The organism is Afipia carboxidovorans OM5 (genome assembly GCF_000218565.1).
GTDB classification, from domain to species: Bacteria; Pseudomonadota; Alphaproteobacteria; order Rhizobiales; family Xanthobacteraceae; genus Afipia; species Afipia carboxidovorans.
The window spans coordinates 1,021,098-1,034,318 of the sequence record NC_015684.1 but is presented as its reverse complement, the minus strand read 5'-3'; the positions used below and the strand labels follow the sequence as shown (position 1 = coordinate 1,034,318).

Annotated in this window: 16 protein-coding genes; 13 read left to right on the top strand and 3 right to left on the bottom strand. The window is 61.7% G+C overall.

Going from position 1 to position 13,221, the window contains the following annotated elements; translation table 11 throughout:
• The first annotated feature begins 53 nt into the window (after window positions 1-53).
• A complete protein-coding gene (gene hemE / locus OCA5_RS04925) occupies window positions 54-1,097 on the top strand; it encodes a uroporphyrinogen decarboxylase (protein ID WP_012564257.1) in 1,044 nt (347 codons plus the stop codon).
• 152 nt (window positions 1,098-1,249) lie between these two features.
• Here the strand turns inward: hemE and hemC are convergent, their stop codons facing one another.
• Complete coding sequence (hemC, locus tag OCA5_RS04920) at window positions 1,250-2,227, bottom strand: hydroxymethylbilane synthase (RefSeq protein WP_013912897.1); 978 nt, start codon at window positions 2,225-2,227, stop codon at window positions 1,250-1,252.
• A gap of 170 nt (window positions 2,228-2,397) precedes the next feature.
• Here hemC and OCA5_RS18675 point away from each other — a divergent pair, with 170 nt between their 5' ends.
• From OCA5_RS18675 to OCA5_RS04890, 6 genes are all read left to right on the top strand, one after another.
• A complete protein-coding gene (locus OCA5_RS18675) occupies window positions 2,398-3,552 on the top strand; it encodes a glycosyltransferase family 4 protein (protein WP_012564260.1) in 1,155 nt (384 codons plus the stop codon).
• 352 nt (window positions 3,553-3,904) lie between these two features.
• Complete coding sequence (gene fdxA / locus OCA5_RS04910; protein ID WP_012564262.1) at window positions 3,905-4,246, top strand: ferredoxin FdxA; 342 nt, start codon at window positions 3,905-3,907, stop codon at window positions 4,244-4,246.
• 75 nt (window positions 4,247-4,321) lie between these two features.
• Window positions 4,322-5,845, top strand: a complete 1,524-nt coding sequence (fixL, locus tag OCA5_RS04905) for a sensor protein FixL (protein WP_012564263.1) — start codon at window positions 4,322-4,324, stop codon at window positions 5,843-5,845.
• Window positions 5,835-6,452 (top strand): response regulator FixJ, encoded by a 618-nt coding sequence (gene fixJ / locus OCA5_RS04900; RefSeq protein WP_012564264.1) that lies wholly within the window; start codon window positions 5,835-5,837, stop codon window positions 6,450-6,452. The genes fixL and fixJ overlap by 11 nt, the downstream gene beginning before the upstream one ends.
• A 79-nt stretch (window positions 6,453-6,531) precedes the next feature.
• Entirely contained in the window at window positions 6,532-6,927 is a 396-nt protein-coding gene (locus OCA5_RS04895) for a response regulator transcription factor (protein WP_012564265.1), read from the top strand.
• A 120-nt stretch (window positions 6,928-7,047) separates the two neighbouring features.
• Window positions 7,048-7,746: a helix-turn-helix domain-containing protein gene (locus OCA5_RS04890; protein WP_012564266.1), complete on the top strand. Its 699-nt coding sequence runs from the start codon at window positions 7,048-7,050 to the stop codon at window positions 7,744-7,746.
• On the opposite strand, the gene OCA5_RS04885 is transcribed toward OCA5_RS04890, so the two are convergent.
• Window positions 7,719-8,927, bottom strand: coding sequence for an NnrS family protein (locus OCA5_RS04885; protein WP_013912896.1), 1,209 nt, complete (start codon window positions 8,925-8,927; stop codon window positions 7,719-7,721). The genes OCA5_RS04890 and OCA5_RS04885 overlap by 28 nt on opposite strands.
• Window positions 8,928-9,008: 81 nt before the next feature.
• Window positions 9,009-9,131, bottom strand: a complete 123-nt coding sequence (locus OCA5_RS19575; protein WP_012564268.1) for a hypothetical protein — start codon at window positions 9,129-9,131, stop codon at window positions 9,009-9,011.
• Here OCA5_RS19575 and OCA5_RS19095 point away from each other — a divergent pair.
• From OCA5_RS19095 to OCA5_RS04860, 6 genes are all read left to right on the top strand, one after another.
• Window positions 9,130-9,285: a hypothetical protein gene (locus OCA5_RS19095; RefSeq protein WP_158306801.1), complete on the top strand. Its 156-nt coding sequence runs from the start codon at window positions 9,130-9,132 to the stop codon at window positions 9,283-9,285. The genes OCA5_RS19575 and OCA5_RS19095 overlap by 2 nt on opposite strands.
• 247 nt (window positions 9,286-9,532) lie before the next feature.
• Window positions 9,533-11,185 (top strand): cytochrome-c oxidase, cbb3-type subunit I, encoded by a 1,653-nt coding sequence (gene ccoN, locus OCA5_RS04880; protein WP_012564269.1) that lies wholly within the window; start codon window positions 9,533-9,535, stop codon window positions 11,183-11,185.
• Between the two features lie 5 nt (window positions 11,186-11,190).
• Window positions 11,191-11,922: a cytochrome-c oxidase, cbb3-type subunit II gene (gene ccoO, locus OCA5_RS04875; RefSeq protein ID WP_012564270.1), complete on the top strand. Its 732-nt coding sequence runs from the start codon at window positions 11,191-11,193 to the stop codon at window positions 11,920-11,922.
• A gap of 2 nt (window positions 11,923-11,924) precedes the next feature.
• Complete coding sequence (locus OCA5_RS04870) at window positions 11,925-12,116, top strand: cbb3-type cytochrome c oxidase subunit 3 (RefSeq protein WP_012564271.1); 192 nt, start codon at window positions 11,925-11,927, stop codon at window positions 12,114-12,116.
• A 6-nt stretch (window positions 12,117-12,122) separates the two neighbouring features.
• Window positions 12,123-13,004 carry a cytochrome-c oxidase, cbb3-type subunit III gene (ccoP, locus tag OCA5_RS04865; protein WP_012564272.1) on the top strand — a complete coding sequence of 294 codons (882 nt, stop codon included), beginning with the start codon at window positions 12,123-12,125 and terminating at the stop codon, window positions 13,002-13,004.
• Window positions 13,001-13,213 (top strand): hypothetical protein, encoded by a 213-nt coding sequence (locus OCA5_RS04860; RefSeq protein WP_012564273.1) that lies wholly within the window; start codon window positions 13,001-13,003, stop codon window positions 13,211-13,213. The genes ccoP and OCA5_RS04860 overlap by 4 nt, the downstream gene beginning before the upstream one ends.
• Window positions 13,214-13,221: the final 8 nt, after the last annotated feature.

Below are 13,221 nucleotides of genomic sequence, written 5' to 3'. Positions count from 1 at the left end.
CCGTGCGGTGTATCAGGGGCGCGCCTTTTCTCTCTCGTGACGAGGATTTTCGTTTGACCCGCCCCGCTTCCAAGCCGTTCCTCGATGTCCTCTCTGGCCAGCGGCAGGTGCCGCCGCCGCTCTGGATGATGCGGCAGGCCGGGCGCTATCTGCCGGAGTACCGCGCGGTGCGCGAGAAGGCCGGCGGCTTTCTCGATCTCGTCTACAACCCCGACTTCGCCGCCGAGGTGACGCTGCAGCCGATCCGCCGTTTCGGCTTCGATGCCGCCATCATTTTCTCCGACATTCTGGTGGTGCCGCATGCGCTCGGCCGCGACGTTCGTTTTGAGGTCGGCGAAGGGCCGCGGCTAACGCCGCTCGATACGCCGGAAAAGGTTGCGGCGGAGCCATTCTCTGCCAACCTCGCGACCTTCGAGCCGGTCTATGAGGCGCTGCGCCGCGTCCGTCGCGAGCTCGCACCTGAAACAGCACTGATCGGCTTCTGCGGTGCGCCGTGGACGGTTGCGACCTACATGGTCGCGGGGCAAGGCACGCCCGATCAGGCACCGGCGCGGCTTCTCGCCTACAGCGCACCGGAGGCGTTTGCCAAAATCATCGACGCACTGGTCGAAACCTCGATTCCTTATCTCGTCGGCCAGCTTCGCGCGGGCGCCGAAGTACTGCAGATTTTCGACACCTGGGCCGGCGTGCTGCCGCCTGCGGAATTCGCGCGCTGGTCGATTGCACCGACGCGACGCATCGTGGAAGGCGTTCGTGCGCAGGTGCCGGATGCGAAGATCATCGGCTTCCCACGCGGCGCGGGTGCGCTGCTGCCCGCTTACATCGCGGAAACCGGCGTCGATGCCGTCAGCATCGACTGGACAGCCGAGCCGTCTCTGATGCGGGAGCGCGTGCAGAGCCGCGTCGCGCTGCAGGGCAATCTCGATCCGCTGGCGCTGATCGCTGGCGGCGACACTCTCGATCGGGCGGTCGATGACGTGCTTGCGAATTACGCCGGCGGTCGCCTGATCTTCAATCTCGGCCACGGCATCCTGCCGCAAACGCCGATCGCGCATGTCGAACGGATGGTCGCGCGGGTGCGGGCGTTCAAGGGCTAGGACCTCATTCGTCATGCGCGGACTTGATCCGCGCATCCATCTTTTAAAAAAGAAGATGGATTGCCGGGTCGTAAGGGCGTCCACGCCCGTCTTCGACGGGCTATGCCCGGCAATGACACTTCGTGGCCACGGCCACTAAAGGAACAGCCTTACTAATGCGCCGACACGGGCCGGGTGCGCGCGATGACATCGGCGGCGCCTTTGGCGAGCAGTTCGAACGCAACCGCACGGCCGAGTTCACGCGGGCGCGAAGCCGGACCGCGGCGTGTCACCTCGATGAAGTGATCGTTCGCCTCGTCGAGCACGGCCGCCTTGAGCAGCACGTCGTCGCCTTCGACAATCGCGTAGCCCGCGATCGGCGAATTACAATGGCCGTTCAGAACCCACAGCACCTCGCGCTCGGCCGCAGCACAGCAGCGCGAGACAGGATCGTCGATCTGCGCGAGGCGCGCGAGCGTACACCAGTCGGACGCCGCGCATTCCACCGCAACGATCCCCTGCCCCACCGCCGGCAGAATCTCATCCGGCGAGAAACAATGCGCGATACGATCCGCACAGCCCACGCGCTCGAGGCCCGCCTGCGCCATCACCAGTGCATCGGCGGGACCGACTTCGCCACCCTCGGGCAGCCGCTGCTTCTCGCCATTGTCGAGCTTGCGAATGCGCGTGTCGGCCGCTCCGCGAAAATGAATGATCTCGCATTCGGGAAACAATCGGCGGACATAGGCCGCGCGCCGCACCGCATTGGTGCCGATCTTGAATCCCTTGCCGCCCGTGCGCCGCAGATCGGCCAGCGTCACGCCATGACGCACCACCAGCGCATCGGTCGGCGGATCGCGCGTCAGCGTCGCGCCGATCACAAGACCGGGTGTGTCCTCGTTGCCCGGCATGTCCTTCAGCGAATGCATCGCTGCTTCGAGACGGCCTTCGCGCACGGCATCGCGGATCTGCGCCACGAACGCACCGCCCTTGCCGCCAAGGTCAAGCAGCTTACCGGTCTGGTCCTGATCGCCGGTGGTCTCGAACTTGACGATTTCGACGTCGAGCGCGGGATCGGCGGCCGTGAGCTGACGCGCGATCTCGCTCGTCTGCGCCAACGCCATCACGCTCTTGCGCGTGCCAATCCGCATCGCCTTGTCCGTCACGCCATCACCCGTTTTTTGCGCCACAGCTTGCGGCGCCGCGCATTCATTAGCTGCGAATGGCACCTCTCACAAGGCATTCTCCGCGCGCCGATTTGCGCCTCGCTCTCTGATCGAGTAATCGAAAAGCGCCGCGACAGGCCCGCCCGGACGGACAGATGAAGATCGCTCTCATTACCTTTCATGCTGACCCTACGCGTGGGGGAGCAGAACGCTATACAATCGAATTGGCTGGAGCACTTACTCAACAAGGGCATGATGTTGTTATTCTGCACTATACCCCACTCAAGAGCGCTCCTGCCCCAAACCTTGATTACACTCGAGTCGGAAGAAACCGCAGGACAAAGGCTGGACAGTATCTCGCGTTTATCGATGCGGTGGATAAACAAATTACTCGCGATCATTTTGATATCGTTCACGCAATGCTTCCGATCCGACGCTGTGACATCTATCAACCTCACGCCGGTTTCGCTATCGACTCCATCGCAGGAAATAACAAAAAGCGACGTGGCTTAAGTCGACTCCTGGCGCGCATTGGGAGCCAGCTAAACAGAAAGCGCCGGCTCTACGCATCTATCGAACTTGATCTGCTCACAGCCCCGTCCCCACCAACGGTGATTTGCCTCAGCGAGGCAATGAAAACTAGAATTTCGCCCATCATCCAACCTGATCTCATCCGTCTTTCGGTCATTTACAACGCTGTTGATCTAAACCACTACGATAGAAGCATAAATCCAGAAACGGGCCTCGACCTCAAAACAAAGCTTGATATCGTTCCCGATCAGGCCGTTGCATTATTTATTGCTCAAGATTTTGAACGAAAAGGATTAGCGCCCTCGTTAAAAGCACTAGCCGAGGTACACGATCCAACGCTTAAACTAATCGTTGTCGGCGGCGACAATGCTAAACCGTACCGGCGGCTTGCGGAGACCCTCGGTATTGCTCAAAGTATTATCTTTGCAGGAGAGATACACGACGTCTATCCGTTTTATGCAGCGGCAGACTTCGTTCTTTTTCCATCGTCATTTGATCCATTTGGGCTGGTCCCCGCAGAATCGATCTCAATGTGCGTACCTCCAATTGTGAGCCGCCAGTGCGGCGTCAGCGAGCTGCTCACCCACAATTACGATGCGTTAATTATCGAAGATCCCAGCGAGGTTTCTCAACTGGTCGCAGCCATTCATAAAATTCTTGAACCAAACTCACGTCGACTACTCGCATCTAACTGCGTTCAATCGCGTCAAGTTTTTGCTTACAAAAAGCACCTCGACTCAATACTCCAAGAATATCGAATCCGAATAAACGCACTATAGATTCTCTTCATGGAGCTGCCGCTCCGCCATGCAGAGGCAGCACATCACAAAAGCACTGCGCCGCTACGCCACAATACGAAAACGTGATATGTCACCCACCGGCTGGAAACCTCCAGCCACTCTCCTCCGCCGAAACGGCCACGCTTCGACGAGCGCGCTCGGGAATCTCCCGTGCAGCGCTTGAGCCGGACAGTTTCGCGACGGGAGACTTTCAAAACCGGGAAGGTTTGAGGCTTATGTCATTGACGAATAAGATACATATAAAGTATATCTTATTGGCGAGCCTTGATAAGCGCCAAGCCTTCCGATGGTCATGTCCGAACGAAGGCGCGACTGGCGAGAAGGATGCCCGATGACTCACGTCGTCACCGAAAATTGCGTTAAATGCAAATACATGGATTGTGTGGAGGTCTGTCCGGTCGATTGCTTCTATGAAGGCGAGAACATGCTCGTCATCCACCCCGACGAATGCATCGATTGCGGCGTCTGCGTGCCAGAATGCCCGGCCGAGGCGATCTTCCCCGACTCCGATCCTGCCGCCGAGCCGCAGTGGCTCGAACAGAACCGGAAATACTCCGCTATCTGGCCGAATATCCCGTTCAAGAAGGTGCCGCCCGAAGACGCCGACAAGTGGAATGGCGTGCCGAACAAATACGACCAGTATTTCAGCGAAAAGCCGGGTGAGGACACCTGACAACTCTGGACGCACACCGCCTTGCCGCCGCCGCCAAACCAAGGTGAAATAGCCTGTTCGAGGACAGCTTTTTCCGTGCCAGCCCAGATTCCGCCAGCGAGTTCGTTCGACGATCTGCTCCAGCTTGGACTGGAGGGGTCGGATATTGGCACATGGGACCTCAACCTCGAGAACCGCGAACTCACGCTGTCGCCGACGACGCGCAAGCTGTTCGGCGTCTCGCCTGACGAGAGCATCGATTATCCACGCTTCCTCTCGCTGCTCGACCCGGAGGACCGCGAGCGCACCGAGCGCGCGATCGAACAGTCGATCGCAACCGGCACCAATTTCGACATCCAATACCGCATCGCCGCAACGCGCGGCACGGCGCATTGGGTCCGCACCCGCAGCGCCGTCGTCAAAAGCGCAAGCGGCGCCCTGCATCTTTGCGGCATCGTGATCGACATCGACGAGCAGAAGCAGCTCGAAGCCGCACTGCGAATTCGCGAGGGCCACCTGCGCTCGGTTCTCGACACCGTTCCCGACGCCATGATCGTGATCGACGGTCAGGGCATCATGCAATTCTTCTCCAGCGCCGCCGTGCGTCAGTTCGGCTATACCGAGCGCGAAGCGATCGGGCAGAACGTCAGCATCCTGATGCCCTACCCCGACAGCGCGCGTCATGACTCTTACATCGCGCGCTATCGCACCACCGGCGAGCGCCACATCATCGGCATCGGCCGCATCGTCTCGGGCAAGCGCAAGGACGGCACGATTTTCCCGATGCACCTTTCGATCGGCGAAATGCAGACCGAGGGCGAGCCCTACTTCACCGGCTTCGTACGCGACCTGACTGAGTATCAGCAGACCCAGGCACGGATGCAGGAGTTGCAGTCCGAACTCGTCCACGTCTCTCGTTTGACCGCGATGGGCGAGATGGCGTCTGCGCTCGCGCATGAACTCAATCAGCCGCTCGCGGCGATCAGCAATTACATGAAAGGCTCGCGCCGTCTTCTTGCCGCCGACACGGAAGAGAACCGCCACAAGATCGAGAGCGCGATGGATCGCGCCGCCGAACAGGCGATCCGCGCCGGGCAGATCATCCGCCGCCTGCGTGAATTCGTCTCACGCGGCGAATCGGAGAAGCGCGTCGAGAAGGCCTCGAAGCTGATCGAGGAGGCCGGCGCGCTCGGCCTGACCGGCGCACGCGAGCAGGGCGTGTCGCTGCACTTCCATCTCGATCCCGATCACGATCTCGTGCTGGTCGACCGCGTCCAGATCCAGCAGGTGCTGGTCAACCTGTTCCGCAACGCGCTCGACGCCATGACCGAATCCGCCCAGCGCACCCTCGTCGTCACCTCAACCCGCGCCACCAATGATATGATCGAGATCGCCGTTTCCGACACCGGCCATGGCATCGGCAAGGAACATCAGCCACGTATGTTTCAGACCTTTTTCACCACCAAGAAAAATGGCATGGGTGTTGGCCTTTCCATCAGCAGAACCATTGTCGAGGCTCATGGCGGACGCATGTGGACCGAAAACAACCCGGCCGGCGGAGCGACCTTCCGCTTCACGCTGCCGGCCGCGCCCACCGAAGGACTGACCGATGCCGGCTGAGGGGACCGTCTATGTGATTGATGACGATCCGGCGATGCGGGATTCGCTGGACTTTCTGCTCGACGCGGCAGGCTTTGAAGCGCGGCTGTTCGAATCCGCGGTGAGCTTTCTCGCCGCCCTGCCTGCGCTCGGTCCGGGTTGCGTCGTCTCCGACGTGCGCATGCCCAATCTCGACGGCATCGAACTGCTGCGGCGCTTGAAGGAAACCAACAAGCCGTTCCCGATCATCATCATGACCGGCCATGGTGATGTTCCTCTCGCGGTTGAGGCGATGAAGCTTGGCGCGATCGACTTCATCGAAAAGCCGTTCGAGGACGATCGCCTCATCGGCACCATCAAGGCCGCGCTCTCGAGTGCCGCGCAGCGCCACAAGGGCGAAGCGGTCACGGCCGATATCGCATCGCGGATTGCGAGCCTCAGCCCGCGCGAGCGGCAGGTGATGGAAGGCCTCGTCGCCGGACTGTCGAACAAGCTCATCGCGCGCAATTACGAGATCAGCCCTCGCACCATCGAGGTCTATCGCGCCAACGTCATGACCAAGATGCAGGCATCGAGCGTCTCGGAACTCGTGCGTTTGGCCATTCGCGGCGGTCTCCTGAAGGATTGAGACAAATCAATGCGGACGGGGAGCGGCGCAGCCAGTTTGGCAAAACGCGTCAACGCGCCGTTTTTCCGATCGAGTCTGCATGTCCTCGCTGCGCAAAAGTACCATTTATGTCATCGATGACGATCCCGACGTTCTCGGCTCGTTGCGTTTTCTTCTGGAAGCGGAAGGCTTCGAGACGCTGACGTTCCGCACGGCCGCCGCGGCGCTCGAGACCGGCGTGCCCCGCCACGCCGACTGCTTCATCATCGACTACAAGATGCCCGGCATGGACGGCCTCGACCTTGCCTCCCGCCTGCACCGGCAGGATGCGCGAACGCCGATCATCCTCATTACCGGCGACCCGGATGAGAGCATTTCGGCAAGAGCCGCCGCCGTCGGCGTCGCCTACGTGCTGCGCAAGCCGCACCTTGAGGAAAACCTGGTCGCCCACGTTCGCCGGGCGATGCAGGAGACCGAAACCACCCCCCGGCCCTGATAAAAGCGCCCCGGTCAATTCCGGTGGAACCCTTAGGTTGGGTTCCTTAGGGGACCAAGCGAAATACCTCTGCGCCTGCATTTCGGACAAATAGTCACATCGCCTGATAGGAGATGACCCATGTTTGTCGAGATGCCCGCTTCCCCCGCCACCAGTTCTTTCGGGCGGATTTCCGCCACCACGACGGCGCCGTGCATCGATCGCTTCGATACCCTGCTCGGCCGCGCCGGCCTCGCGAGTGCTTTCCTCAACTACCATAAGGACGAGGAAATCTACGGCGAGGGTGAGCCCGCCGATCATGTCTACAAGGTCGTCTCCGGCGCTGTGCGCACCTACAAGCTCCTGCCGGACGGCCGCCGCCAGATCGATGCCTTCCACCTTGCCGGCGACGTGTTCGGCCTCGACTCGGGCGAGGACTATCGCCTGACCGCCGAGGCGATCGTCGACACCCAGTTGCGCTCGGTGAGCCGCCGGCCTCTTGAGGTTGCGGCCGAGACCGACGTGCGGGTCGCCCACAGCCTCTGGACCATGACGGCCGACCATCTGCGCCATGCCGAGGACCACATGCTGCTGCTCGGCCGCAAGACCGCCACCGAGCGTGTCGCCACGTTCCTTCTGGAAATGGATCAGCGGCTGGCCGTCACCGGGCTGATGTCGTTGCCGATGTCGCGGCGTGACATTGCCGACTATCTCGGCCTGACGCTCGAGACGGTGTCACGCACCTTCTCGCAGTTGCAGAGCCAGGGCGTGCTCGGGCTCTCCGGCGCGCGGCGGGTGTCGCTGCACGACCGTCAGTGCTTGCGCGGCATGGACGCCTGAGGCGGCAGGCTGACGGTGAGAAACACCGGCGCATAGATCAGCGCGAAGCCGAAGAACGCCACGAACCACAGAGCAGCGGCCAGATGTATCAGGCCGCTGTTCCATTCGGGGAAAAGCACCGCTCCGATCCGCACCAGCGCCGCCGCGACCGCAAACGCGTAGACGGTCTGTGTCAGCCCTGTCGCCGCCAGCGGACGGCCGCTATGGCCGAGACTTGCCCGCGACATCACCGCAAGCGTCATGATGCCTGCAGCGCCCGCCATCCACGAATGAATGGCGGCACTCCTGCCGATCTCACCGAATGCCGCAGCACCGGCGAGCAGGAAACCGAGCGGCACGAAGGCGTAGCCGATGTGCAGAATCACCAGAAGCCGGTTGGGCCAAGTGCGATAGCCGGCCCAGCGCGCCAACCGCGCGAGGTGAAACAGTCCGGCAAAGAGGCACAGACCGCCGGTGATCGCGCCTTCCGGACGCACCACCCACGCGAGCAGCGCAACGGCGGCAACGCCTACGGCGGCGGCATCGAAGCGGGAAAACGGAATCGGCATGCGGCCCTGCGGCGCGCGCATCAGCCAGATTCGCGTAAATGCCGGCACGATGCGGCCGGCAATCACCGCAAGCAGTACGACAATGACGGCAATGCCGGCGCGCATACTGATGTCAGCCGCGCCGTGGGCATGCGCCTCAAGGTGGAAGGCGACGTTGCAGGCAAACAGCGCGAGCACGAGCACAACCACCTTCACATTCCGGGTGTTCTTCGCGACCAGCACCTCATAGCCGGCGACAATCGCCGTCAGGAGAAGGAACGACACATCGATCAGCATCGCTGGAAACCAGCCGATGTTCGCCGAACACGCCATGGCGATGCGGCCGATCAGCCAGACCACCGTCATCAGCAGCAGGAGGCGGCCCTTTACCGGCGCCCGGCCGGTCCAGTTCGGGATCGCGGTAAGGAGAAATCCCCCAATCACCGCGGGCAGGAAGCCGAACAGCATTTCGTGGATATGCCAATCGACCGGCGCAAAGGCCGTCGGCAGCGTGATCTCGCCGAAATAGAACGGCACCCAGATTGCAATCGCGAGTCCCGAGAACAGCGAGGCTCCGAAAAAGAAGGGGCGGAAGCCGAAGGACAGGACGGCGAGGCCGTTCTCATCCCCAAGCGGTGACATCTGGATCTTCATGGCTCCCCCAGCCGCTCGCGGCATGTGGCTGGCGCACGGCCGATCATAGCCGCGCGAGGAGCCGCGAGTTTACAAAAACAATCAGAAGCTGCGCCGCCGTGGTTTCCGGAGTCCGGCATGGCGGACGGGCGCCGCGCGCAGATCTTCCACCGCGCGCGCAGTCACCAACAATACCAGAACCAGCAGGACAAGATAGATCGACATGGCTGCTCTCCACTACGAACCAAGTCTCGCGTGTTTTGCCGGTTGCGGCATTGAGGAAAATCAACTCCATTTTGAGGAAATTCGGCGGGAAAAGCCTGTTCCTGTGCGTCGTTTTTCCGCATTTTACGGGACAAAAATAATCGTGGCGCGATGAATGCCGATTTGAAAAACCAAGCACAGTTTCACTTGGGCGCGCGCGTGACTTTGCGCTATCGCAATGCCCCCGGTTCGCCTGCGGATAGATTGTCGCAACAGTCTCGCAAATCCCAACAACGGTATGGCAAAATTCTGTAAGATACCTTGTGAACGCGGTCTGCGTTCTCCGAGGGGGATTTCCCGAGTCCTGAAGTCACCGCCTGCCGCGAGCAGGCCTTCGCCGGTGCGGAGCAGATAAAATGAGAATGGTCGAGCAACTCACCACCAACGAGCGAGAATCCGCGCTCGCCATCCTGATCGTCATGTTCATCGTCGGCGCCGTCATGACGGTCACCGGCCGCGCCGATGCCTTCGGCGTCCATGGCGCCATCGTTCTCCTCGCGGCGCTCGCCGGCATCTTCTGGATCGGTTCAGGCTACTACGCGCCGGAACCCTCGCCCGAACGCCTCTCGCAATATTACGACGACCCGACCAAAGCCGGCCTCCTCATCGCGATGGGCTGGGCCGTGGTCGGCATGTTCGTCGGCGACTGGGTGGCGTGGCAGCTCGTCAATCCCAACCTTGCCTTCGATGCCGGCTGGTCGAGCTTCGGTCGCCTCCGCCCGGTTCACACCAGCGGCGTGATCTTCGGTTTCGGCGGCAACGCGCTGATCGCGACCTCCTTCTACGTCATGCAGCGCACCTGCCGCGCGCGGCTGCCCGACCAGTTGACCCCGTGGTTCGTGCTGCTCGGCTACAACCTGTTCTGCGTCATCGCGGCGACCGGCTATCTGATGGGCGTCACCCAGTCGAAGGAATATGCCGAGCCGGAATGGTATGCCGACATCTGGCTGGTGATCGTGTGGGTCGTCTATTTCGTCCTCTACATGCGCACGCTCGCGCGTCGCAAGGAACCCCACATCTACGTCGCCAACTGGTACTACCTCGCCTTCATTCTGGTCGTGGCGATGCTGCACATCGTCAACAACCTCGCGGTGCCGGTGTCGTGGACGGGCGTGAAGAGCTACTCACTGTTCTCCGGTGTGCAGGATGCGATGACGGAGTGGTGGTACGGCCATAACGCCGTCGCCTTCTTCCTCACCTCCGGCTTCCTCGGCATGATGTACTATTACATGCCCAAGCGCGCGGAGCGGCCGATCTACTCCTACCGGATGTCAATCATCTCGTTCTGGGGCATCACCTTCTTCTACATGTGGGCGGGCTCGCACCATCTGCACTACACCGCCCTGCCGCAGTGGGTGCAGTCGCTCGGCGTCACCTTCTCGGTGATGCTGCTGGTCCCCTCCTGGGTGTCCGCCGGCAACGCGCTGATGACGCTGAATGGCGCCTGGCACAAGGTACGCGACGACGCCGTGCTGCGCTTCATGATGGTCGCCGCGGTGTTCTACGGCCTCACCACCTTCGAGGGATCGTTCATGGCGATCCGCCCGGTGAACTCGCTGTCGCACTATACCGACTGGACCGTCGGCCATGTGCACGCCGGCGCGCTCGGCTGGGTGGCGATGATCACCTTCGGCGCGATCTACGCCTCGGTTCCGTGGCTATGGAAGCGCGAGGCGATGTATTCGGCGCGCCTTGTCGAAGCCCACTTCTGGCTCGCACTCGGCGGCACCATCACCTACGTGTTCGCAATGTGGAATTCCGGCATCATCCAAGGCCTGATGTGGCGGACCTATAACGAGAACGGCACGCTTGCCTACTCGTTCACCGACTCGCTGGTCGCGATGCACCCCTATTACATCGCCCGCGCGATCGGCGGCCTGATGTTCCTGATCGGCGCCATCATCGGTTGCTACAACATCTGGATGACGATCCGCACCGCGCCGGACGTCGCAAGCGAGCCGACGGCAGACCATCCGATACCCGCGGGCGCGCCAGCCCTGCAGCCCGGGGAGTAACGCCGATGTTTGGATTCCACTATCGCCTCGAACGCAAGTCGATCGGTCTCGTGCTGATGATCGTCGCCGTCGCGAGCGTCGGTGGCCTGTTCGAGATCGCGCCGCTGTTCACCATCCATCAGACGGTGGAAGCTGCGCCGAACATGCGGGTCTATACGCCGCTCGAACTCGCGGGCCGAAATATCTACATCCGCGAGGGCTGCTACGCCTGCCACTCGCAGATGATCCGCACGCTGCGCGACGAAGTCGAGCGCTACGGTCACTACTCGCTCGCGGTCGAGTCGAAATACGATCACCCGATGCTGTGGGGCTCGAAGCGCACCGGCCCGGATCTCGCACGTCTCGGCGGCAAGTATTCCGACGAGTGGCATGTCGTGCATCTCAACAATCCGCGCGATGTGGTGCCGGAGTCCGTGATGCCGGCCTACGCCTGGCTGTCGCGCAACGAGCTGCGGGTTGACGACCTCAGCGGCCATCTCAAGGCGCAGCGCGCGGTCGGCGTTCCCTACACCGACGACATGATCGCGAACGCCCCGACCGATGCCTACGGTCAGGCCGCGCCGGATTCCACCGCTGCGGAAGGCGTCTCCAGCCGTTACGGCAAGGAGACCAACATCCGCGCCTTCGACGGCAAACCCAACCAGCTCACCGAAATGGATGCGCTCGTTGCCTACCTGCAGATTCTCGGCCGCCTGACCGATGTCGCAGGCAAGCCGGTCGCCGCTGCGGGAGAATGAGCATGAACTTCGATCACGACATTCTGGTCTGGTTCTCGAAATCCTACGGGCTGTTCTATCTGCTCGCGCTGTCGGCCGCAGTGCTCATCTACGTCTACTGGCCGTCGAACAAGAAGGTGTTCGAGGACGCGGGCCGCGCCATCATCGAGGATGAAGACCGGCCGGATACCGGCAAGACCGTGGTGAAGGGCTGAACGATCATGGGCGAGAATTTCATCCGCGACCCTCACACCGGTCATCAGACAACCGGCCACGAATGGAACGGCATCATCGAGCTGAACACGCCGGTGCCGCGCGTGATCTATTTCTTTCTGGCGATCACGGTCATCTTCGCGGTCGGCTACTGGATCCTGATGCCGACATGGCCGATCGGCACGACCTATACCAAGGGTCTGCTCGGCGACGACGTTCGCGCCGACGTGACCGAATCCGTCAAGCAGGCCGCGCTCCAGCGTGCACCGTGGGCCTCGCAGATCGAAAGCAAGAGCTTCGCCGAGATCGAGAAGGATTCGGCGTTGATGAATGTCGTGCGCGAAACCGGACGGACATTGTTTGGCGACAACTGCGCCGCTTGCCACGGGCGCGAGGCCAAGGGCAACAAGGGCTACCCCAACCTCACCACGCAGTCGTGGCTGTGGGGTGGCAGTCCCGAAGCGATTGCCGAGACGATCCGCGTCGGCATCAACTCCACGCATCCGGATACGCGCAGCTCGCAGATGCCGGCTTTCGGCCGCGACGGCATGCTGCAGCGGCCCGACATCGACAAGGTGGTCGCCTTCATCCGCAGCCTGTCGCATCCGAACGACAAGACGATTGCCGCGGATCAGGCCACGGCGGGCAAGGAAGTGTTCGCAGCGAACTGCGCCTCCTGCCATGGCGAGGACGCCAAGGGTAATCAGGAGATGGGGGCGCCCGACCTGACCGACGCGTTCTGGATTTACGGCGGTGACGTTCAGTCGATCACCAATACGGTCTGGGGCGGCCGCAACGGCCACATGCCGACATGGGAAGGCCGGCTGACCGACCTCGACCGTAAAATTCTCGCGCTTTACATCGCCGACCTGCGGAGTGAGAAGCCATGATCACCAGCACACCGATCGGACGCCGTGGACGTCTTGCGATGTGGATCATCGCAAGTGCGATCGTTCTCGTTGTCGCCATGGCGAACTGGCACCTCGTGTATGTCGCCATGACGTCACAACCCGAATGTGTCTCGCATCTGAAGCTCGGCAGTAACGGCACCGCATCCGGCGCCTTCAGTGCCGCTAAATCCTCCTGCACGCCGAAGTAAACGAGGGC